The sequence below is a fragment of the Geomonas paludis genome, assembly GCF_014193585.1.
Lineage (GTDB): Bacteria > Desulfobacterota > Desulfuromonadia > Geobacterales > Geobacteraceae > Geomonas > Geomonas paludis.
Genome location: NZ_BLXY01000005.1, coordinates 237,400 through 257,769 on the forward strand (window position 1 = coordinate 237,400; position 20,370 = coordinate 257,769).

23 protein-coding genes and 1 rRNA gene are annotated in these 20,370 nt (G+C 61.1%); 8 read left to right on the forward strand and 16 right to left on the reverse strand.

The window, feature by feature from the left end; all coding sequences use genetic code 11:
• A complete protein-coding gene (locus H7687_RS14250; protein ID WP_183348499.1) occupies window positions 1–495 on the forward strand; it encodes a BCAM0308 family protein in 495 nt (164 codons plus the stop codon).
• A gap of 81 nt (window positions 496–576) precedes the next feature.
• Here the strand turns inward: H7687_RS14250 and H7687_RS14255 are convergent, their stop codons facing one another.
• Window positions 577–804, reverse strand: coding sequence for a DUF3820 family protein (locus H7687_RS14255; protein WP_183348501.1), 228 nt, complete (start codon window positions 802–804; stop codon window positions 577–579).
• Between the two features lie 3 nt (window positions 805–807).
• Window positions 808–2,010, reverse strand: coding sequence for a 30S ribosomal protein S1 (gene rpsA, locus H7687_RS14260; RefSeq protein ID WP_183348503.1), 1,203 nt, complete (start codon window positions 2,008–2,010; stop codon window positions 808–810).
• Between the two features lie 202 nt (window positions 2,011–2,212).
• Here rpsA and H7687_RS14265 point away from each other — a divergent pair, with 202 nt between their 5' ends.
• The 3 genes from H7687_RS14265 (at window position 2,213) to H7687_RS14275 (ending at window position 4,475) form a co-directional block, all read left to right on the forward strand.
• Window positions 2,213–2,386 (forward strand): GSU3473 family protein, encoded by a 174-nt coding sequence (locus H7687_RS14265; protein ID WP_183348505.1) that lies wholly within the window; start codon window positions 2,213–2,215, stop codon window positions 2,384–2,386.
• A gap of 186 nt (window positions 2,387–2,572) precedes the next feature.
• Complete coding sequence (locus H7687_RS14270; RefSeq protein ID WP_183348506.1) at window positions 2,573–4,033, forward strand: RtcB family protein; 1,461 nt, start codon at window positions 2,573–2,575, stop codon at window positions 4,031–4,033.
• A 10-nt stretch (window positions 4,034–4,043) separates the two neighbouring features.
• Entirely contained in the window at window positions 4,044–4,475 is a 432-nt protein-coding gene (locus H7687_RS14275) for an archease (protein ID WP_183348508.1), read from the forward strand.
• 2 nt (window positions 4,476–4,477) lie between these two features.
• Here H7687_RS14275 and H7687_RS14280 read toward each other — a convergent pair whose 3' ends face one another.
• The 5 genes from H7687_RS14280 to H7687_RS14300 form a co-directional block, all read right to left on the reverse strand.
• Complete coding sequence (locus H7687_RS14280) at window positions 4,478–4,792, reverse strand: transcriptional regulator (RefSeq protein WP_183348510.1); 315 nt, start codon at window positions 4,790–4,792, stop codon at window positions 4,478–4,480.
• Complete coding sequence (locus tag H7687_RS14285; protein WP_183348513.1) at window positions 4,789–5,517, reverse strand: BON domain-containing protein; 729 nt, start codon at window positions 5,515–5,517, stop codon at window positions 4,789–4,791. Before H7687_RS14285 ends, H7687_RS14280 begins: the two co-directional genes overlap by 4 nt.
• A 206-nt stretch (window positions 5,518–5,723) precedes the next feature.
• Window positions 5,724–6,503, reverse strand: coding sequence for an amino acid ABC transporter ATP-binding protein (locus H7687_RS14290; protein ID WP_183348515.1), 780 nt, complete (start codon window positions 6,501–6,503; stop codon window positions 5,724–5,726).
• A complete protein-coding gene (locus H7687_RS14295) occupies window positions 6,490–7,509 on the reverse strand; it encodes an ABC transporter permease subunit (RefSeq protein WP_183348517.1) in 1,020 nt (339 codons plus the stop codon). The genes H7687_RS14290 and H7687_RS14295 overlap by 14 nt, the downstream gene beginning before the upstream one ends.
• Before the next feature lie 62 nt (window positions 7,510–7,571).
• A complete protein-coding gene (locus H7687_RS14300; protein ID WP_183348519.1) occupies window positions 7,572–8,366 on the reverse strand; it encodes an amino acid ABC transporter substrate-binding protein in 795 nt (264 codons plus the stop codon).
• Window positions 8,367–8,665: 299 nt separating this feature from the next.
• Here H7687_RS14300 and H7687_RS14305 point away from each other — a divergent pair, with 299 nt between their 5' ends.
• On the forward strand, window positions 8,666–9,760 hold the full coding sequence (locus H7687_RS14305; RefSeq protein ID WP_183348521.1) for an AAA family ATPase: 1,095 nt from the start codon (window positions 8,666–8,668) through the stop codon (window positions 9,758–9,760).
• Window positions 9,761–9,832: 72 nt separating this feature from the next.
• Here the strand turns inward: H7687_RS14305 and H7687_RS14310 are convergent, their stop codons facing one another.
• The 4 genes from H7687_RS14310 to mutL form a co-directional block, all read right to left on the reverse strand.
• Window positions 9,833–11,131, reverse strand: coding sequence for a DUF512 domain-containing protein (locus tag H7687_RS14310; protein WP_183348523.1), 1,299 nt, complete (start codon window positions 11,129–11,131; stop codon window positions 9,833–9,835).
• A gap of 267 nt (window positions 11,132–11,398) precedes the next feature.
• Window positions 11,399–11,623, reverse strand: a complete 225-nt coding sequence (hfq, locus tag H7687_RS14315; RefSeq protein ID WP_012529414.1) for an RNA chaperone Hfq — start codon at window positions 11,621–11,623, stop codon at window positions 11,399–11,401.
• 12 nt (window positions 11,624–11,635) lie between these two features.
• The gene (gene miaA, locus H7687_RS14320) at window positions 11,636–12,550 is read right to left on the reverse strand and encodes a tRNA (adenosine(37)-N6)-dimethylallyltransferase MiaA (protein WP_183348525.1); all 915 of its coding nucleotides are present in this window, start codon (window positions 12,548–12,550) and stop codon (window positions 11,636–11,638) included.
• A 48-nt stretch (window positions 12,551–12,598) separates the two neighbouring features.
• Window positions 12,599–14,605 carry a DNA mismatch repair endonuclease MutL gene (mutL, locus tag H7687_RS14325; RefSeq protein WP_183348527.1) on the reverse strand — a complete coding sequence of 669 codons (2,007 nt, stop codon included), beginning with the start codon at window positions 14,603–14,605 and terminating at the stop codon, window positions 12,599–12,601.
• A gap of 149 nt (window positions 14,606–14,754) precedes the next feature.
• Here mutL and H7687_RS14330 point away from each other — a divergent pair, with 149 nt between their 5' ends.
• Window positions 14,755–15,660, forward strand: a complete 906-nt coding sequence (locus H7687_RS14330; protein WP_183348529.1) for a D-alanyl-D-alanine carboxypeptidase family protein — start codon at window positions 14,755–14,757, stop codon at window positions 15,658–15,660.
• Window positions 15,617–16,033, forward strand: a complete 417-nt coding sequence (locus H7687_RS14335) for a secondary thiamine-phosphate synthase enzyme YjbQ (protein WP_183348531.1) — start codon at window positions 15,617–15,619, stop codon at window positions 16,031–16,033. Before H7687_RS14330 ends, H7687_RS14335 begins: the two co-directional genes overlap by 44 nt.
• Before the next feature lie 19 nt (window positions 16,034–16,052).
• Here H7687_RS14335 and H7687_RS14340 read toward each other — a convergent pair whose 3' ends face one another.
• On the reverse strand, window positions 16,053–17,606 hold the full coding sequence (locus H7687_RS14340) for a SpoIIE family protein phosphatase (RefSeq protein ID WP_246404892.1): 1,554 nt from the start codon (window positions 17,604–17,606) through the stop codon (window positions 16,053–16,055).
• Window positions 17,607–17,612: 6 nt separating this feature from the next.
• Window positions 17,613–18,062, reverse strand: a complete 450-nt coding sequence (locus H7687_RS14345; protein ID WP_183348533.1) for a response regulator — start codon at window positions 18,060–18,062, stop codon at window positions 17,613–17,615.
• A gap of 328 nt (window positions 18,063–18,390) precedes the next feature.
• Between H7687_RS14345 and H7687_RS14350 the strand changes: the two genes are divergently transcribed.
• Window positions 18,391–18,720: a cytochrome C gene (locus H7687_RS14350; protein ID WP_183348535.1), complete on the forward strand. Its 330-nt coding sequence runs from the start codon at window positions 18,391–18,393 to the stop codon at window positions 18,718–18,720.
• A 40-nt stretch (window positions 18,721–18,760) separates the two neighbouring features.
• On the opposite strand, the gene H7687_RS14355 is transcribed toward H7687_RS14350, so the two are convergent.
• From H7687_RS14355 to rrf, 3 genes are all read right to left on the reverse strand, one after another.
• On the reverse strand, window positions 18,761–19,669 hold the full coding sequence (locus H7687_RS14355; protein ID WP_183348537.1) for a L,D-transpeptidase family protein: 909 nt from the start codon (window positions 19,667–19,669) through the stop codon (window positions 18,761–18,763).
• A 14-nt stretch (window positions 19,670–19,683) separates the two neighbouring features.
• Window positions 19,684–20,022 carry an alanine-zipper protein gene (locus tag H7687_RS14360; protein ID WP_246404895.1) on the reverse strand — a complete coding sequence of 113 codons (339 nt, stop codon included), beginning with the start codon at window positions 20,020–20,022 and terminating at the stop codon, window positions 19,684–19,686.
• Window positions 20,023–20,268: 246 nt separating this feature from the next.
• A 5S ribosomal RNA gene (rrf, locus tag H7687_RS14365) occupies window positions 20,269–20,370 on the reverse strand; the annotation flags it as partial.

The following is a 20,370-nucleotide window of genomic DNA, read 5'->3' on the forward strand; positions in this document are numbered from 1 at the left end:
ATGCCACGCGGATCCAGAATAACCATGGAAGAGAAAGGAAAGATGACCACCCGTAGCGTCGAGCCGTACCTTCCCAAGCGCGGGCTGCCGGAGGGGACCGTGTGCAAGGGGTGCGGCATCGTCTACCACAACAAACGCTGGCAAATCGAAGGCGCATCTGCTGCTGCGCCCAAGGGTGAGATACTCTGCCCCGCCTGCCAGCGCATCGTGGGCGAGGATCCGGCAGGCGTGGTCACCCTCAGCGGGTCCTACCTGGCGCAGCACAGGGAAGAGATCCTGAACACGGTGAAACAGCAGGAGACCAAGCACCGGGAGAAAAATCCTCTGGGGCGGATCATGGAGATCAAGGAGGAAAATGGCGGCATCGTCATCACCACAACCGAGGACAAGCTGGCCCAGAAGATCGGGCGCGAACTGTACAAGTCGCAGCGCGGCGAACTGCACTACAAGTGGAGCCACGACCAGCGCATGGTCCGGGTGGAGTGGAGCCGCTGAGCGCCGACCTTTCGGCGTGAAATGCAAAGCCCCCCTTGCCTTGCGGCAAGAGGGGCTTTTTGTTTTGGAGTGGGCTGCCCATCAGCGGTGCAGCAGCGGATCGAACAGGTACTCCAGGCCGTTGGCCTTTATTTCGTACATAGACTCGAGCATGGCTCCCAGTTCACCTTCGGGGAACCCCTTCTGCCGCATCCAGACCAGGTACGGCTCGGGGAGGTCCACCAGCAGTGACCCGGCGTACTTGCCGTAGGGCATCCGGGTGCGGGCCAGCTTCAGCAGTTGGGCGGGGTCGGGGAAAAGATCCTCCAACGCTTAGCCCTTCAGCTTCGCCTTGAGCAGGTCGCCCAAGGTACCCATACCCTTGGGGGCCTCGGCCACGGTCTTCTTGTAGGCGTCCATGCTCTGGGCCTGCTCCTCGGCGGCGCGGCTGACCGAGGCGAGGGCGAGCGAGATCTTCTTGGCTTCGCGATCCACCGCCTCGACCTTCACTTCGACTTCCTGCCCTTCGGAGAGAACTTCTTTCGGGTGCTGGATTCTCTTGCCCGCACCGAGCTTGGAGATGTGGATCAGGCCGTCGACGCCGCTGGCGAGGGTCACGAAAGCGCCGAACGGGGTCAGCCTTGCCACCTTGCCGTTCTGGTAGGACCCCTCGGGGAACGCGCTCGCCGCTTCTTCCCACGGATCGGCCAGGGTGTCTTTCAAGGAGAAGGAGATGCGGTTCTTCTCCCAGTCGATCCCCTTCACCACCACCTCTACTTCCTGGCCGACGGTAAGGACTTCGCTGACGTGGTTGACGCGAGCCCAGGCAACCTCGGACACCGGCAGGAGCCCTTCGACGGCACCGATGGAAACGAAGGCGCCGAAGTCGCGCAGCGAGGTGACGGTACCTTGCACGCGGTCGCCGACCTTCAGGGTCTCTTTAAGGGCATCCTTCTGCTGCTGCAGTTCTTCCTCGAGCAGAGCCCGGTGGGAAAGAACAATGTTGCGGCCTTTTTCGGAGTACTCCGTGATCTTGAAGGACATCTGCTTGCCCAACAGGGCCGCGGTATCTTCCACCCTTCTCAGGGCGATCTGGGAGAACGGGCAGAAGGCGCGGGAACCAGCGACCTTCACCTCGAAACCACCTTTTACTTCCTTTTCGACCACGCCCTGGACCGGGATGCCGGCGGCGTAGGCCTCTTCGAGTTGCGCGTTGCCGGCGGAGTGGCTGCTCCCGGCGCCAAGCTTGGTGGTGAAACGCATCTCGTTGTTGCGCGAAGAGACGAACCAGGCGGTGACCTTGTCACCGACCTTGACGCTCACGTTGCCATCGGCGTCAAGGAGCTCCTTGATATCGAGGATCCCTTCGCCCTTGCGACCGGTATCCAGAAAGACCCAGTCCTTGGCGATCTGCAGTACGGTCGCCTCGACCTTGGCGCCCGGCTCCAGCCGGCCGGCGTCCTTCTGGCTCCGCTCGAACAGATCGGCAAAGCTCTCCTCTTCGGTTTCCATCTCTTCCCTGTGATCGTTATCCATTTAAGTACCTCTTCAACGTAGTTGTTGCGCGCTTTAGCACCCATGGAGCATACAGGGGACCCTGTACCCTTGTCAACTACTTGAGCCGCTGGCAGTCGATGTTTGTAACGGGTACTGACAAAACTTTCTTCAGGTCGCGCCGAAAGATTCCGATAGGAATTGCATCTGTAAAGTTCACGGATGGATACCGGAGGAGACAACAATGGGCGTACTGGTCTGCTATGACGACTTTACCTACGACGTGATCAACGACTACTTCCTGGACCACCTGGTATCGACCGGGTGCATCGTCGGTTTTGACAGGTCCGAGCATTGGGTGAAAAAGGAGGACACTACTCAGCCCTCCCCATCCCTGTCACATCGCCTTCCGGCCTGACGCATCCCCCGCACGACACAGTGCCGGCGCTGCCGGACCTGCCAACTGTAGCCACCACGCGGGCGGCCAAGGTCCGCTCGCCGCCTGCCGCAACCTTCCTGAAAACGACGCCACTCCTCACCCGAAGCAACTTCAGTTGTGGTAACATCTCCGGGTGCATCGCCATCTGACGCAAACGGAGGCCCTATGAACGTGCCAGCGGCGCTGAAACGGATCAGCGAAACGATATGGGAACTGCCGGCGAGTTACAAGGAAGGGATGCTGGTTCCCGCCAGGATAATAGCCAGCGAAAAACTGATCAACGAGATGGACGCGGGGGTGTTCGAGCAGGTAAGCAACGTGGCCACCCTCCCCGGCATCCAGCGCTACGCCTACTGCATGCCCGACGGGCACTGGGGTTACGGCTTTCCCATCGGCGGAGTCGCCGCCATGGACCCCGGCTCGGGGGTGATCTCTCCCGGCGGCATCGGCTTCGACATCAATTGCGGCATGAGGCTCGTGCTCACCAACCTGACCGCCGAGCAGGTCCAGCCCAAGCTGCACCAGTTGGTCGACCGCCTCTTCGCGCGCGTCCCGACCGGCGTCGGGTGCCACGGCTTCATCAAGATGAAGGGGGACGACTTCCGTTCCGTGGTGCAGCAGGGATCGCGCTGGTGCCTGAAAAACGGCTTCGCCACCCAGGAAGACCTGGACATGACCGAGGAAGGAGGGTGCTTCCCGGGCGCCAACGCCTCGGACATCAGCCAGAAGGCGGTGGAGCGCGGCTACAACCAGTTGGGGACGCTGGGTTCCGGCAACCACTACTGCGAGATCCAGGTGGTGCAGCCGCACAACATCATGGACCCGGAGCTCGCCGGCGCCTTCGGCCTGACCACCGTCCCCAACCAGGTGGTGATCATGTTCCACTGCGGCAGCCGCGGCTTCGGCCACCAGGTGGCCACGGACTACCTGAAGCTCTTCCTGTCGGTCATGGAGCGCAAGTACGGCATCAAGATCGTGGACCGGGAGCTTGCCTGCGCCCCCTTCCACTCCCCCGAGGGGCAGGCCTATTTCAGCGCCATGAAATGCGCGGTCAACATGGCCTTCGCCAACCGCCAGGTCATCCTGCACCGGATCCGCGAGGTGTTCTCCGACCTGTTCCACGCCTCGCCGGACGAGCTCGGCATGCGCATGGTGTACGACGTCGCCCACAACACCGCCAAGCTGGAAAGGCACCTGGTCAACGGCAGCCGCAAGGAGTTGCTGGTGCACCGCAAGGGTTCCACCCGCGCCTTCGGGCCGGGGCTCCCGGGACTCCCGGAGTGCTACCAGAAAACCGGACAGCCGGTGATCATCGGGGGGAGCATGGAGACCGGCTCGTACCTCCTGGCCGGCATGTCGACCGGGGGGGACGCCTGGTACACCACCGCACACGGCAGCGGCAGGACCATGAGCCGGCACGAGGCCAAGAAGAACTTCCGGGGCGACAAGCTGCAGCGCGACATGGAGCAGCGCGGCATCTACGTGCGCACCGACTCCTTCGGCGGCCTGGCCGAGGAAGCGGGCGCCGCCTACAAGAACATCGACGAGGTGGTGGAGGCGACCGAACTGGCGGGACTCAGCAAGCGCGTGGCGCGCCTGGTGCCCATCGGGAACATCAAGGGTTAGGAGGATAGTCATGCCGTTTGAGTACCGCAGCGACATCGCACATGCCGACGTCGCCTTCGACGCCTGGGCGCCGACACTGGAAGAGCTGTTCCGGGAGGCGGCACGGGCCACCATGGAGGTGATGGTGGAGAACCTGGCCCAGGTGCGCCCGGCCCAGACGCTGGAGCTGAAGCTGGAGCAGGAGAACGAGGAGATGCTGCTGTTCGATTTCCTGAACGAGCTGATCTTCTACAAGGATGCCCGACGGCTGATCCTGCTCCCCGCCGACATCGAGATCTCGCCCAGCGACAACGGACTCACCGTGCGGGCGACGCTGTCGGGGGAGGAGATCACCCCGACCCGGCACGAAATGAGGACCGACGTCAAGGCGGTGACCATGCTGCGCTACAAGGTTGAGCAGGTGCCGCAGGGATGGCGCGCGACGGTGGTGCTGGACGTCTAGGCTCAGCGGATGGTGAAGGAGGGATCAGTGATGCGTTCGCTGCGGCAGACCGGGCAGCGCCCGGGCTTTTTCAGGCGCTCTCTCTTCTGAAATGAAAAACCGCACTCCAGGCAGCGGGGCGGGGTCATGTCCAGCCTGCCGTGGAGTGCGATCCTCAGATGTTCCAGGTGCTCCAGCACCTCTTTTTCCGAAATCCCCACCAGCCCCGAAAGTTCCTTCGCCGTCAGCCCCTCTTCCCGCAACAAGGCGGTGAGTTCCTGGCGCACGGTGTCCTGCCGCCGCGGCGGGACGAAGGGCTGCCTGGGGCGCTCCTTCACCCGGTGACCACCAGGTTGTTCACCACCTCGTTCACCCCCAGTACGTACCAGGCATCGGACTCGGCGGCTCGCTTGTTGTTGGGGGTGGGGACCGCCCCGTCCAGGGTCACCACGCCCTCCTTGCTGTGGATGGAGACCTGGGCCGCGTTCACCAGCGGGTCCTTCTCCAGGACGATCCTGATCAGGTCGACCAGTTCGTCCTCGTTCTCATCGGGGTCGGACCATACTTCGATCCCGTTGACCACGTCGCGGCTCCCCGGCACCCACCAGGCCAGTACGCCGGCCAACCGCTTGTGGGAGATACTCTCCGCCCTGCCGTTCAGGATCACCACGCCGTCGTTGACCTCGACCTCGATGACCCGCTCCAGTCCCCGTTGCGCGGTGCCCCGCACCTCTTCCAGGTCCTGCTTGACGATGGCCTGCACCGCGTACTGCATGAAGGCGGGCTCGCTGGCGAGCACGTTGCAGACATGGTCGCGGATGGCGCCATCCTCCATCTGCTCGGACGGCTCGACGCGCAGGCGGTCCACGATGCCCGTTACCGGCGCAGGCGTCGCTGCGATCCTGAGAGCAAGCTTCTTGGCGGCAATCCCCCCCACCTCCCCCGCGACGGTGACCACACCATCGGCAAAGTCCAGTTCGATGGGATGGCCGTGCAGGTTCACCCGTGGCTCCCGCTCGAGTGCAGCCCGAATGGTTCCGATGACTTCATCCGCTCTGATCATGCCTCTCCCCCTTTCCCGGCTCCTGTTCGAAAACGGATGCACTCCCATGTGAACAGCCGGAGCTAGACGTTAATAAACGCCAAAAAACAACGGATACATTGTAGCACGGGCAAGGGGGTTGTCGAACCAGTGGGCGAGGGAGAAGCAGGCGTGAAGGGAGAGGGGAACGAATGGAAACGGCGGCAGGGTCGCTGCCGCCGCTGGCGTCAAAGGATGCGGTTCAGGAAGGACTTGATGCGGTCGTGTTCCATCTGGTTGGCGAAGAAGTCCTCCGGGGTCCCCTGGGCCACGAAAGACCCTTTCTCCATGAATATGACCCGGTCCGCCATCTCCTTGGCGAACCCCATCTGGTGGGTGACGATGATCATGGTCATCCCCTCCTTGCCGAGGTCGCGGATGGTGTCGAACACCTCGCCGATCAGTTCCGGGTCGAGGGCGGAGGTGGGCTCGTCGAAGAGCATCAGCTTGGGGCGCATGGCGAGAGCCCGCGCGATGGCGACGCGCTGCTTCTGGCCGCCGGAGAGGGTGGCGGGATAGACGTCGCGCTTGTCGGAGAGGCCGACCTTGGCCAGCATGTCGAGGGCGATCTCGCGCGCCTGCTCCGGGCTCTTCTTCTGCACGGTGAGCGGCCCTTCCATGACGTTGCCGAGCACGGTCATGTGCGGGAACAGGTTGAAGTGCTGGAACACCATGCCGATCTCGGAGCGCAGCGCGCAGATCTTGTGCGGCGCGTCCAGGTGCCGGCGCCCGTGCTTGCTGGTCACGTAGCCGATCTCGTTCCCCTCGAAGACGATGGTCCCCTCCTCGATCTCCTCGAGGAAGTTGATGGAGCGCAACAGGGTGGACTTGCCGGACCCGGAAGGGCCGATGATGACCACGATCTCGCCGGGGCAGACGTCGAGGTCGACGCCGTTGACGGCGGTGAGCGATCCGAAGCGCTTGGTGATCCCCTTGAGGCTTAACAACGGTTGGTTAGCGGTTTTCATAGATGCCGGCCCGTACCTCGATCTTTTCGAAGACGAAGGTGAAGATGGTGGTGAACAGCAGGTAGATGAGCGCCGCCAGGATCAGCGCCGTGACGTTGAAGTAGGCGTTGAACATCTGGTCCGCGGAGCGCATCAGTTCCACCATGGCGATGGTGGAAACGAGCGCCGTGTCCTTGATCAGCGCGATGAACTCGTTGCCGATGGGGGGCATGAGCCGCTTGTAGGTCTGCGGGATGATGACCCGGCGCATGGCCTGCCAGTAGCTCATGCCGATCGCCTTGGCAGCCTCCATCTGGCCGTGCTCGATGCTCTGGATGCCGCCGCGGATGATCTCGCCCAGGTAGGCCGAGTAGTTGAGGCCGAGACCGAGGATGGCGGCGGTGAAGGGTTTGAAGGTGATCCCCAGGGACGGGAGGCCGTAGTAGATGAAGAAGAGCTGCAATAGCAGCGGCGTGCCACGGAAGAGCCAGATGAAGAACCAGCACAGGCCCGACACCGGCTTGAAGGTGCTGATGCGCCCGAGCGCGATGAGGAGTCCGCCGATGGGCGAAATGAGGATGATGCACACCACCAGCGTGATGGTCATCACCGCGCCCTTCAACAGCTGCGGCAGGAAGCGGAGGCAGTCCTGGATGAAGACCTGGTAGCGCGGCGTTTGCTCCTGCTTGACCGAGGCGAGGAAGTTCAAGGCCTCGCTGTTGTCGGGGTAGACGGCCAGCACTTCCTTGGCGGCGGAGCTTGCCTGCTCCATGTCCTTCAGGGCGAACTGCAGCCTCGCGATCTGCATCCTGCTCCTGACGAAGGCGCCGCTTTCGTCACCCTTCTCGAACTCCACCTTCTTCAGCAGCGCGATGGCGGCGGGGAGATCCCCCTGCGCCATGGCGTCGTTGGCATCGGTGAAGAGCTGGTCGTAATCCTTGGCGCAGCAGACCGAAGCCAGGAGTAACAGCAAGCATGAAAAAAGCAGGATCGCTCTTTTGACGACCCTGCCGGTAAAAAATTTCATCGGCACACCTGATTAACTGTGGCAGTCCCCCCTCCCCGCGGACGGGGAGGGAGAAACGTTAACTATTTCCACTTCTTCGGGTTGGTGATGTCCTCGCCGAACCACTTCTTGGAGATCTTGGCCATGGTGCCGTCCTTGACCATCTTGTCGAGGGTCTTCTGAACGGCTTCGCGCAGCTCCACGTCTTCCTTGCGGAAGGCGACGCCGAACGGCTCCTTGGTGATGTTGCCCGGGAGGATGCGGAACTTGCCGGGGCGCTTGGCGATGAAGTCGCGGCCGGTGGCGTCGTCGATGATGACGGTGTCGAGACGGTCGGATTCGAGGTCCAGCAGCGCCTTCGGGTTGTCTTCGTACTCACGCACTTCGGCGGGGGCTGCCGGAAGCTTCTTGACGGCCTCGACGGCGGAGGAGCCCTTCTGCACGCCTACCTTGGCGCCTTTCAGGTCGGCAAGCTTCTTGTGCTTCTTGTCGGCGAAACGGACCACGGCGACCTGGCCGTCCATCTTGTACGGCTTGGTGAAGGCGACTTCCTTCTTGCGCTCTTCGGTGATGGTCATGCCGTTCCAGATGCAGTCGAACTTCTTGGAGTTGAGAGCGTGGATGACGCCGTCCCATGCGGTCGGCTGCCAGTTGATCTTGATGCCGAGACGCTTGCCGACTTCTTCAGCTGCATCGATGTCGAAGCCGATCAACTGCCCTTTGTCGTTGCGGTAGCCCATCGGGGGAAAGGCATCATCGAGGCCGATGGTCAGAGCACCCTGGCTTTTGACCCTCTTGAAGGAACCGTCGCCGGCAAAGGCAGAGACGGCACAGGCAAGGACAAGCAGTGACGACAGGACAACCCAGATCTTTTTCACGTTTACGCTCCTTTTCTACGCTGTGGTCAGTGATGGTGAAGCTTAGAAAGATTTGATGTAAACAAACAGGCGTTTGGACCGGCGGATTATTGCAGAATATCGCGGAAGCGTCAAGAAGATAACAGGACTTGCCCCAGGCAGAACCATAAGGTGACAACGTCGCTCGGCAGGCACAGCGACTGCGCCTTTTTGTCAGCTCCCGCCCCGGTACCGTATACCATGTTGCCCCTATTTTCCCAAAAAAGTATAATCCGGGTGATAGGTACCAACACGTAAGAAAGGCCACGAGGCTTAGACATATGTGTAAAAAGATTTTCATTGCTGCTACCGGCCAGCATTGCGGCAAGACCACCATCAGCCTGTCGCTGCTCCACCTGGCCAAGCAGAGATACGCCCGCGTGGGCTTCATAAAACCGATCGGCCCCAAGGTTTTCATGCTGGACGGCGTGGAAATGGACATGGACGCGGCCCTGATCGCATCCATCTACGGCATGGAGGCCGACCGCAAGCTGATGTCTCCGGTCGTGGTGGGGAAGGGGTACACCAAGAGGTACCTCTCCGGCGAGATCGCGCCCGAGGCTCCCCTTGAGGCCATCAAGAAGGCCGTTAGCGAGTTGGAAGCCAAGAACGACTTCCTCATCATCGAGGGATCCGGCCATGGCGGCGTCGGTTCGGTGGTCGGCATCAACAACGCCCAGATCGCCCGCACCCTCGATGCACCGGTGATCATGGTCGCCAGCGGCGGCATCGGCTGCGTCATCGATTCGGTGCAGCTGAACCTCTCCCTGTTCCAGCAGCAGGGGGCGCAGGTAAAGCTGGTCCTGGTGAACAAGCTTCTGGCCAACAAGCGCGAGGAGACCCTGGGCTTCCTGAGGACGTTCTTCGAAAGCCGCCAGCAGAACGTCGCCGGCGCCTTCGACTACTCACCTACCCTGGCCAACCCTACCCTGCTCGACCTCTCCAAGCTCCTGAAGCTGCCGCTGCAGGGGGACCAGGACGGCAAGAACCGGATCATCAACCACATCCAGCTGGGGGCCGCGTCGTCGCAGCGCGTCATCGACACCCTGCAGGACTCCACGCTGCTGATCACCACCAGCTCCAGGGACGAGCTGATCGTCACCGCGTCGGCCCTGTACAACATCCCGGCCTACCGGCGCAAGCTGGCGGGCATCGTCATCCCGGGATCGGCGCCGGTGTCGGCGATCACCCAGCGCATCCTCGATGACAGCAACATCCCGTACCTGCGCACCTCTCAGAACACCGCCGAGACCTTCATCGCCCTCACCGAGCACGTGTCGAAGATGACGGCGGACGACAAAGAGAAAATCGACCTGATTAAATCGACTGCCGAGAGCGTCTTCGACTTCGACATCATCGACGCCATGAGCCGATAAAAAGAAAAGCTTGAGACAAAAAGAGCCGGAGGGACGCATCCTCTCCGGCTCTTTTCTTTTTGCCTTCTGCTTCTACCCCAGCCGCTGCACCAACGCGTCGTAGATCCCGTACGGTGTCGACTCGACCACCTGGACCTCCGCCCCCAGTTGCCGCTCCACGTCGTCCAGGGTCAGGTCGTCCAGGAAGACCCCTTCCCCCTCCTTCAGCATCACGTCGGGCACGAGCACCACTTCTCCCAGTTCCATCCCCTGCAGGGCCGCCACGATGTCGGCACCGCACACGAGACCGGTGACGGTGACCGTGGGGCCGAAGAGCCTGTTGCGCACCGCCACCGGCTGCACGGACACCCCGGTCGCACCGGACAGCTGTTTCAGGAAGTCGGAGAGATAACGGTACGGGGATTCGCCGGTGACCACCGTCAGTTTCGCCGGTTTCAGGGCCTCGGCCTCCTCAAGCACCTGTTCCGCCTCGGAGAGAAACAGCGGGATCATCCCGACGCCGTTCTCCAACTGCGGCAGGTCGCCGTAGTTGTCCAGTTCGGGGAACGGCACGTCCCCCTTGATGTAGAATTCGTCGGCGAGAAACAGGAAGGGAGCACCCAGGCGCTCTTCCAGAAGCCGGGACTCGGGATACCACCTGCCGATGAAGTCGGCGGCGAACTCCTTGGTGACCGGGGCCAGCGCCGGCAGGTTCTGCCTGTGTTCGGTCAACCCCACCGGCACCACCGCCAACGATGCCACCCAGGGGTAGAGGGAGGCCAGGTCTGCCACCGTGCGTGCGAAGGCGTCCCCGTCGTTCCAGCCGGGGCAGAGCACGACCTGGGTGTGCATGGTGATGCGCGCCTCGGCCAACTCCCGCATCACGTCCAGGATGGGGAGTACGCCGTTTTTGCCCAGGAGCTTCTCGCGCAGCACGGCGTCGGTCGCGTGCACGGAGATGTAGAGCGGTGAAAGCCGCTGGTCCTTGATGCGGTCCAATTCGGCGCGACCGATGTTGGCCATGGTCACGTAGTTGCCGTAGAGAAAGGAGAGCCTGTAGTCTTCGTCCTTCACGTAAAGGGGCCCACGCAGCCCGCGCGGCAACTGGTGCACGAAGCAGAAGACGCAGTTGTTGCCGCAGCGCGCCGGCGCCGGTGCCTGGAAGGAAATGCCCAGGGGTTCCCCCTCTTCGCGCTCCACCTCCAGTCCCCAGAGCTCGCCGTCGGCCTTTTCGACCTCCAGTTCCAGTTCGTCATCGGCTGCAAAATAGTTGTAATCAATAACGTCCCGCAACGGGTGCCCGTTCACCGACAGCAGCCGATCCCCCGGCTCCAGTTCCAGTTCCTCGGCTATGCTTCCCGGCGACACTTTATCGATAGTCAGTCCAGACATGAAATCCCTCCCGGTGCGCGCCCCGCGGCCGAAGTGGAGATTTTCCGGCTGCGGGAACAGCAGACGCGGGAAGACCCGCGAGGCAGCTGGCGTGAGAGCGGCGGCGCGCAGACTTTAATGATAGGTGGAGAAGGAGGAATTTGGCAACAGATAAAAAACGAGCCGGCCCTTTTGAGCCGGCTGGGAGGAGTTACTGTCGTGACGGCGTAGGTGCCGTCCGGGTCGCGACGGCCGACCCGGAGCCCTGCTACTGCACAGGCGGTGAAGCTACTGGTGCAGTCGGAACACGCCATCCACCGAGGTGATGCTGCAGATCGCGTGCTTATAGATGAGGATATCGCCGTGAACTTCCATGAGCACAGAGAAGTTATCGAACGATTTGATATGCCCTTCCAGTTTTTCACCGGACATGAGCTGCACCAAGACCTTTACACGCTCCTTGCGAGACTGGTTGAGGTACTGGTCCTGGATGTTAAAAGGCGTTTTAGGCATGATTCCGCTCCTTTACCCAAAAAATTCAATCACATGACCAAGGATACTAGCAAATGCTGCGGGATATTCAAGCCAATAAATATCATTTTCCCTGCCAAACCATGTCATCTGTCGCTTGGCATAGCGACGGCTGTCCCGCTTGATGAGCGTAACTGCCTCATCCAGCGTCATTTCACCAGCCAGATATGCAGTCATCTCCTTGTATCCGATGGAGCGCATTGACTTCAATTCGCGGCTGTAGCCTTGGGCCAGAAGTTGCCGCACCTCTTCCACCAGCCCCAGTTCCAGCATCCTGTCCACCCTTGCCTCCAGGCGACGGTAGAGTTCGGCCCGCTCCACGGTGATCGCCATCTTGAAGGCACGGTAGTGGTCGCCCGAGAAACCATGCTCGGCGCGGAAGGCGGAGATGGGACGGCCGGTCTGGGTGTAGACCTCGAGAGCGCGCACCAGGCGCACGCGGTCGTTAGGGTGCAACCTTGCCGCCGTCTCGGGGTCGACCTCGGCCAGACGCCGCAGCAGCTCCTCTCCCGGTACAGCGTCGAACTGGCGGCGCAGTTCCGGATCGCCGGTGGGGGAATCGAGCAACCCTTCCAACAGGGCGCGCAGGTACAGCCCGGTCCCCCCGACCACGATCGCCTTTTTCCCGCGGCGGTGGATGTCGTCGATGGCGGCAGACGCCTCACGCCTGAAGTCCGAGGCGGTGAAGTCCTGGTCCGGCGACACGATATCGATCAGGTGGTGCGGCACGCGTGCCAACTCTTGCGGTGAAGGTTTGGCGGTGCCGATGTCGAGGCCGCGATAGATCTGCATGGAGTCCGCGTTCACGATTTCTCCATCGATCTCTTCTGCCAACCTCAAGGCGAGATCACTCTTGCCGGACCCGGTTGGTCCCCCCACCACCAGCAGCTTTATCTTCTCTTGCGTCATGTTCTCTCATCTACTGCGGCAGCACCACTCGGGTTGCCGTACCGGGGTCTACACCCGCTTGAACATCTTCTCCACGTCGGTCAGCGTCAGCGTCTGCATCACCGGTCTGCCGTGCGGGCAGTTGCTGGAGAAATCCGTCTCGTCCATCTGCCTGAACAGCGCCGAGATCTCCTGGGCCGTCAGCGTCCGCCGGCCGCGCACGACGCTGTGGCAGGCGATGCGCGCCAGGAGATCCTCCTGGATGTCGGTGAAGGTCCGGCTGCGGCTCAAACTGGAGAGCTCCTCCAGGATATCGCGGATGGTGCGCAGGTAGTCCGTGCCGGCCAGGAGCTGCGGCACGCCGTTCAGAAGCCAGGTGTTGCCTCCGAACTCCTCGAAGGCGAAGCCCAGTCGGCGCAGCTCCTCAAGGTTCTCCCTGAGCACCGCCGACTCCCGGAAGGAGAGTTCCAGGGTTTCCGGGAAGAGCAGCCCCTGACTGTCCACCTCTTTGCCTGCGAATTCCGCCTTCAGCTTTTCGAAAGCCACCCGCTCATGCGCCGCATGCTGGTCGATCAGCACCAGATCGGTACCACGTTGGCACAGGATGTAGGAGGCGTTGAACTGGCCGATCACCGCCAGCGACGAGAAGTAGCCCGGCGTCTCGCTCTCCTGCCGGGGGGCTTGCGCAGGTTCTGCGCTGCGAGGTTGGGCGGCAGGCTCTTCGCCGAGGGACAGGGAAGCGGGCTCCCCGGTCTTCGGCGCCGGTGCTTCGAAGTGGTAGTGCGGGCGCAGTGCCGGCTGAGGCTTGGGCTGATACCCCACCAGCAGTTCCCGGATCTCGGCCACCTTCGCCTCGCTGACCGAGGGCACCGGGGGCTCTGCGGTGAGCACCGGATCCTGCGCCGTTTTGACTGCTGCGACAGGAGGCGCCCCGGCCACCTGAGGCGGTGCGACCTTTGAGGTACCAGCCTGAACGGAGGCGGGGCGCCCGGACGTGCTGGCGGCGCCACCGACTGCTCCGTTTTGCCCCGTGCCCGAGGCGGTCGAAGCAGGTGGAATCGGTACGGCTGCACGCTTCAGCCAGGGGGTCTGCTTCAGCACGCTTTCCACCGCGTACTGGATCGCGTCGTGCACCCTCCCCTGTTCGCGGAACCTCACCTCGTGCTTGGTCGGATGGACGTTCACATCGACTTCCCCCGGGGCTATGTCGATGAAGACGGCGACGACGGGGTAGCGGCCGCGCTCCAGGAAGTTGCGGTACGCCTGGAGGATGGCGTGCTGTACCACCTTGTCCCTGATGAAGCGGCCGTTTATGTAGGTGTAGAGGTGGCTGCCGGCGCTGCGGCTGCACTCCGGCGCCGCGACCAGGCCGGTCACCCGCACGCCGCCCGGCTCTTCATGGCAAACCGGGTAGAGAAAAGAAGCGATGGAGCGCCCCAGCAGGGTCGCCACCCGTTCCTTCAGGTCGGCGTCCAGGGCGCGGAACACGGTCTTCCCCTCATTTTTATAGGTGAAGCGGACATCCGGACGGGAGATAGCCAGCCGCGTCAGCAGCTCGCCCACGTGTCCCCCTTCGGTCTCCGCACTCTTCATGAACTTGAGCCGAGCCGGGGTATTGAAGAAGAGGTTGCGCACCGCGATGACCGTCCCGGGCGCCATGCCGCACTCCTTGACCTCCTTGATGCGCCCCCCCTCCACGTAGATCTCGGTCCCCTCCAGGCTGTCGCTGGTGCGGGTGGAGATAGTAAGGCGGGAGACCGAGGCCACCGACGGCAGCGCCTCGCCGCGGAACCCCAGGGTGGACAGGGCGAACAGGTCCTCGTCACTGGCGATCTTGCTGGTGGCATGGCGCTCGAGCGCCAAAAGTGCGTCCTCACGCGACATCCCGCTGCCGGAATCGGTGACCTTTATCAGCCGCCTGCCGCCGGACTCGATCTCGACCACGACCTCTTTTGAGCCCGCATCCAGTGCATTCTCCACCAGTTCCTTGGCCACTGAGGCGGGACGTTCCACCACCTCGCCGGCCGCGATCTTGTTGGTCAGGTTCTCGGGAAGTATTCGTATCTTGGTTGCCAATGTCGACCTCACGCTGCGGTAATCGAAGTCAGCAAGATACCTTAAGGGGTGACACTTTGTAAATCCAAGATTGACGGTGGCTGTCACTGCCACATCCCTTCGCCCACGGCTTAATTGCAGGAGCGGGAAACGATGCTATAACATGCTGCATGAAAATTTTCTCATTTCCCCAAATCTACTTAGTGCTCGCCGCAATCGGCTCCTGCCTTATCCTTCCCCAATCAGCCGCGGCCCGCTCCTACCACCCCGCGCCGAGCTACCTCGTTAAGGTCAACGGGCAGGTATTGCGCCAGCAAAATGCCGGAATCCGCCGGGCTCCGGCCAGCCTCACCAAGATGATGACAGCGCTGGTAGTCATGGAACGTTGCGGCCTGGACGAGGTAGTCGTGGTCAGTCGCGGCGCGGCGCGCGAAACCGGCAGCAGAATCGGGCTGCGGCGCGGAGAGAAGTTCCGGGTGCGCGACCTGCTGGCGGCAACCTTGATGGCATCCGCCAACGACGCCTGCCGGGCCCTCGCCGATCACGCCTGTGGCAATCAAGGGGATTTCGTGGTACAGATGAACGCGCGCGCACGGGCACTTGGGCTTGACAACACCCATTTCGCCAACGCCTGCGGCCATGACAGCAGGGGCCTCTACTCCAATGCGCGTGACTTGGCGCGTCTGGCCGAGAGGGCGATGCAACTGCCGCAGTTCGCGAAGATCGTGGCGAGGCATGACATGCGCATCACCACGCTCGACGGCAGGCGCAGTTATTACCTGAGGAACAAAAACAGGCTGATCGGAAGGTACCCCGGGGCCATTGGAGTGAAAACGGGCACCACGCCCAACGCAGGGCAATGCCTCGTTGCCGTGGCAGAACGGGAGGACACAAGGGTCCTTCTGGTAATCATGCACTCCAGGAACAGGTGGGCGGCGGCACCGGCCCTGCTCGATGCCGCCTTCGCGGCCTCGGCTCCGCGCCATGCCTCGAAACGAATTCCTGAATCAACAACACCAGCAAGGAGAGAAGATGAAGCATCACCGGAAGGAATTGTGGTTCCAGATCAAGAGTAGACGCGGATTTGTCAACATCACCCGCGACCTCCAGGCGGCCCTGGACGAAAGCGGTATTCGCGAGGGACTCCTGCTGTGTAACGCCATGCACATCACCGCCAGTGTCTTCATAAACGATGACGAATCCGGCCTGCACCAGGACTTCGAAGAATGGCTGGAAGGGCTGGCGCCGGAGAAGCCGCATAGCCGATACCGCCACAACCACGGAGAGGACAACGGCGACGCGCACCTGAAGAGAACCATCATGGGACGCGAGGTCGTCGTCGCGATCACCGGCGGAAAACTGGATCTCGGGCCATGGGAGCAGGTCTTTTACGGGGAGTTCGACGGTCTGCGCAGGAAGCGGGTCCTGGTAAAGATCATAGGCGAGTAGTGCGTGGTGTGCCGGGCACTCACACCCCCCGCAGCACCAGGACAGTGATGTCGTCGGGCTGCGGGTCTGGCTTCCCGGTAAGAGCTATCAGGGCATCAGCCATATCCTGCGCGTTCTTCTTCCCTGCCAGTTGCCTGGCCAGCGCCTCGTGGGTCAGTTCCAGTTCCGGTTTCGCATCGACCAGGCCATCACTGTACAGAACCATCACATCACCCTTCGCAAGGCGCACAGTTCCCTCCTGGTACACTTCATCCCCCTGCACCCCCAAGGGAAGCCCGCGTGGGTTCAGGGTTTCCACTGACCCGCTGTGACGCCTGACGAAGACATAGCCATGACCACAGTCGACGAATGAGACGGTCCGGGTTGTGGAATCCAGTTGGGCATGGAAGAGCGTCACGAAGCTTTCAGAGTTCTCGAGATCCTCGTTGAGGGCCTTTTCGGCCAGATGCACCGCCTGCGCCGGCTGGTTGTAGAGGGTGACCGCATGCAGGGCGGCCCTGACCGTGGCCATCAACATGGCAGCAGCCATCCCCTTCCCCATGACGTCACCGAGAGTCAGGTTGATGAGCGTCGGCGACACCTGTTGCCAGTCGTAGAAGTCCCCGCCGACCTGTTTCGCGGGGAGGCAGCGGGCGGCTACGTCGAACCCGGCAATTTGCGGGTATACCCGTGGCAGCAGCTTCGCCTGGATCTCGGCAGCGTAGACCAGTTCAAGCTGCAACTGCATGCGACGCAGCTCGCTTTCCCTGAGGTCCGCCTCCGCTTTTTTCCGCTCGCTGATGTCCCTGAAGATGGAGATGTTGCCGGTCACGTTGCCAAAACGATCCAGGCGCTTCATTGCGTAAAGCTCGCCGATGAACACTTCGCCGCTTTTCCTGCGGAAATGCAGTTCCACCAGCTTTCCCTTCACCCGCGCTTTTACGTCGAAGACTTCCTTGCCGGTACGGTCATAATCCTCGGCGTTGGCGTAGAGAATTCCGCTGCTCATGCCTATGACCTCTGCGGAGTCATAACCGAAGATGTCATGCAGAGCGGGCTGGTTCACGTGCAATATGGTCCGGTTATGGTCTGCAACCACGATCACGTCGCGGATACTGTTGAAGAGGTTGCGGTAGTCTTCGGCCCGCTTCTCGATCTCTGCGTGAGCGACCTCGAGGTCCCGCTCGGTTTGGCGTTGCTTGGCCCGCTCCTGCGCCTCCGTGAGCGCGCGCTGCACCGCCGGTACCAGCCTGGACAGGCGACTCTTGAGGACGTAATCCGTGGCGCCGCTTTTGAGCGACTCGATGGCTGCTTCTTCGCCCAGTTTCCCGGAAACAAAGACAAAGGGGAGATCGGGCAGTTTCTGGCGCACCATTGCCAGTGCGGTCATGCCGTCGAAAGCAGGCAGAGCAAAATCAGCCAGGATGAGATCCATGCCGCCGCGCTCCAGGGCGACACTGAACTCGTCCCGTCTCGACACTACCTCGACCTCGCAATCAAGCCCTTCAGAGGTGAGTGTCAGTAGAACCAGTTCCGCATCCATGGGATCATCTTCCAGGTGCAGTATGCGCAGACGCTCCTGTTTCATTGGCATTGACTATCACCCTTTCTGAGATGACGGTGGCGGCTCATTGATGATGGCCCAGAAGGCACCGAGTTCCTTGACGGCGGTGATGAACTCCGAAAAATTGACCGGTTTCACTACGTAAGCGTTGACCCCGAGGCGGTAGCTGTCAACAACGTCCCTTTCCTCTCGCGACGAGGTCAGCACCACCACCGGGATGAACTTGAGTTTCTCGTCACCTTTAAGGGTGCTGAGCACCTCGAGGCCGTCCACTTTCGGCAGTTTCAGATCCAACAGGATGACCGCCAGGTTCGGCGGCGGTTCTCCTGCGAATTTGCCGCGACGATAAAGGTAATCCAGCGCTTCGGCCCCGTCCCTGACCAGGTCTACCCCGTTGACCAGGTTATGCTCTGCCAGCGCCTCCAGGGTGAGTTCAGCATCGTTGGCGTTATCCTCAACCAACAGTATCCGCTTTAGCTTTAACATCCCTGTATCTCCTTTGCCCCCACCCCATACCAGAGAAAGACCTTAAAGAGCAGCGTCAGACACACAGATTTTACCACGTCTTTATACCGATACACCAATAGGCTGCAACGCCAGAGGAGCTGCGCAATCGCTGCAGCACACATCTCGAAAAGGCAGGAACTTTTTTTCGATCCCTCGCAAGTCTTAGTAAATTATGATCAGATACGCCCGCTCAGGAACCAGGAAGTTCGCCAGTGCTGAAGCTTTAATTGGCACTGCTATGAGCGAATCGATCTTTTTCTGCTATATCTTAATGTAGGGTTCTACACCAGCAGATAAAGGAGAAGCAATGAGAGATAAAATTGTTGTGGCACTTGCATTGACCGCTCTTTCCATCACCTCAGTCTACGCCGGCCAGGAAGGGCCTAAGTCCGCGCCTGCATCAGGAAAGAACCTTGGCAGCGTCACAGGGGGCACCTTCAAGGAAGCCCACCTCGTAATTGACAAGAAGTGCGTATCATGCCACACCGCCGAACGCATTGAGAACGCCATCGCCGCCGGCAAGGACATGCAGAAGATCCAGCACCGCATGGAACTCAGGGGAGTAAGACTTACTGCGGATGAGCAGTCGGTGCTTGGCATCTTCTACAAGGAGAGTCCGTTGAAGCCCAAGAAGTAAGTAGACGGTCAGAAACTGATCCGGGGGGGGCTTGCCCCCCTTATTTTCGGACACTCCAAGTTACCTCGACCGGATATCCCTTGTTCTCGTAGTAGGCGCGCACCAGTTTACCCATATCAACTTGTTGCAGCAGGTTTGCTTCGGCCATCATGTGCAGAATCTCTCCCACCCCGGCAGCGTCTTCTCCCTGGCGATGGACCTCGATGAATACCCTTCCCTCTTTGACTCCCAGTTTCACGGGTTGGTTTATGATGGATACCCGGATCCCTTTGCGAACTTTGCCGAAGAGTGCCGCCATGTCCGCAGAATAAAGGCGCAGGCAACCATGGCTTGACCGTCGGCCAATGCCATAGGGACGGTTGGTACCGTGGATGAGGATGTCCTGTCGTGAAAGGCGCAGCGCATGCCGCCCCAAAGGGTTGCGCGCACCAGGAGCAACTACAGCGGGCAACTGCGGGCGTTGCCTGCGGATCGACTTTGGGACATGCCAGTACGGGTCAACGATCTTTTCCACCACATGGAAATATCCCAGTGGAGTGTCTGCACCTTCATCTCCAATGCCTATCGGAAAAGACTCAATGCGGGGGGCACCATCCGCTGGAAAATAAAACAGGCGCAATTCGGCCAGGTTCACGACAATGCAGGGTAGTTCTGGAACTGGCGGGGGAATCCAGGCCGAAGGTATGGTAATAACGGCGCCAGGTTTAGGGAGTACCGGATCGACGCCTTGATTGGCGTCCCGGATCTCGTTGTACCCCAGGTCGAACCTCCTGGCGATTTCTATGAGTGATTCCCCCTGGCGCACCTTGTACTGACTCAACGCTCCTACATAGCCACCCACGTAGACGGCCGGCCCGGAAACAGCCGGCTGAACTGGGCGCGCCGAAATGGACAGCAGCACGAACGCGGTCGCTACAACACCCAAAAGGGGCACAAGCCGGCTGGCCATGACAATAGACGTGGTTATTTTTTCTGCCCCAGCTCGAACATCTTTTCAGCTCTCTCTGCGGCCTGGGTGGCAGTGGTCGCGGCAGCCTCAGCTCTTTGCGCGCTGTCAGCGGCCCTCGCGGTAGCGTCATCGAGCATGGCCTTGTTGGCTAGTTGCGCCTGAGAGACTTGGCTCTCCAACGTTGCAAGCCTGCTCTCAAGAGAGTTCACGCGCTGGTCGAGTGAAGCCCCCTTGGTCTCCAGGACATCCACCCGGCAGGAGATGGGGTCGAGTTGCTTACTGACGTAGCCTTTGGTAACACAACCGGACATCATGAAGGCGACTGCAGAGACGGCGAGTAAGGAGAGTTTCAAGAGTAACCTCCGTAGTGCAAAATTAACACCCGCCAATTTTATCCGGCATGCCGTCATTTGCAACGTAAAGGCCGACGAAGGGAGGGGAAAAGAAATGACATACCCTCTTCCCCCGAAAGAGGGGCGGGGGGTGAGGGCGCTGCCGCAGCGGGTGGAAAGAGCCGCGGCAACGAGCCGCAAACAAGCTAGCAGCCAGAACGCGAAAAAGCCCCGCCTGATTATCAGACGGGGCTTTCTCTATTAAATTCCCTGCGGCGACCTACTCTCCCACATCGTTTCCAATGCAGTACCATCGGCCCAGAGAGGCTTAACTTCCGTGTTCGGGATGGGAACGGGTGTGACCCTCTC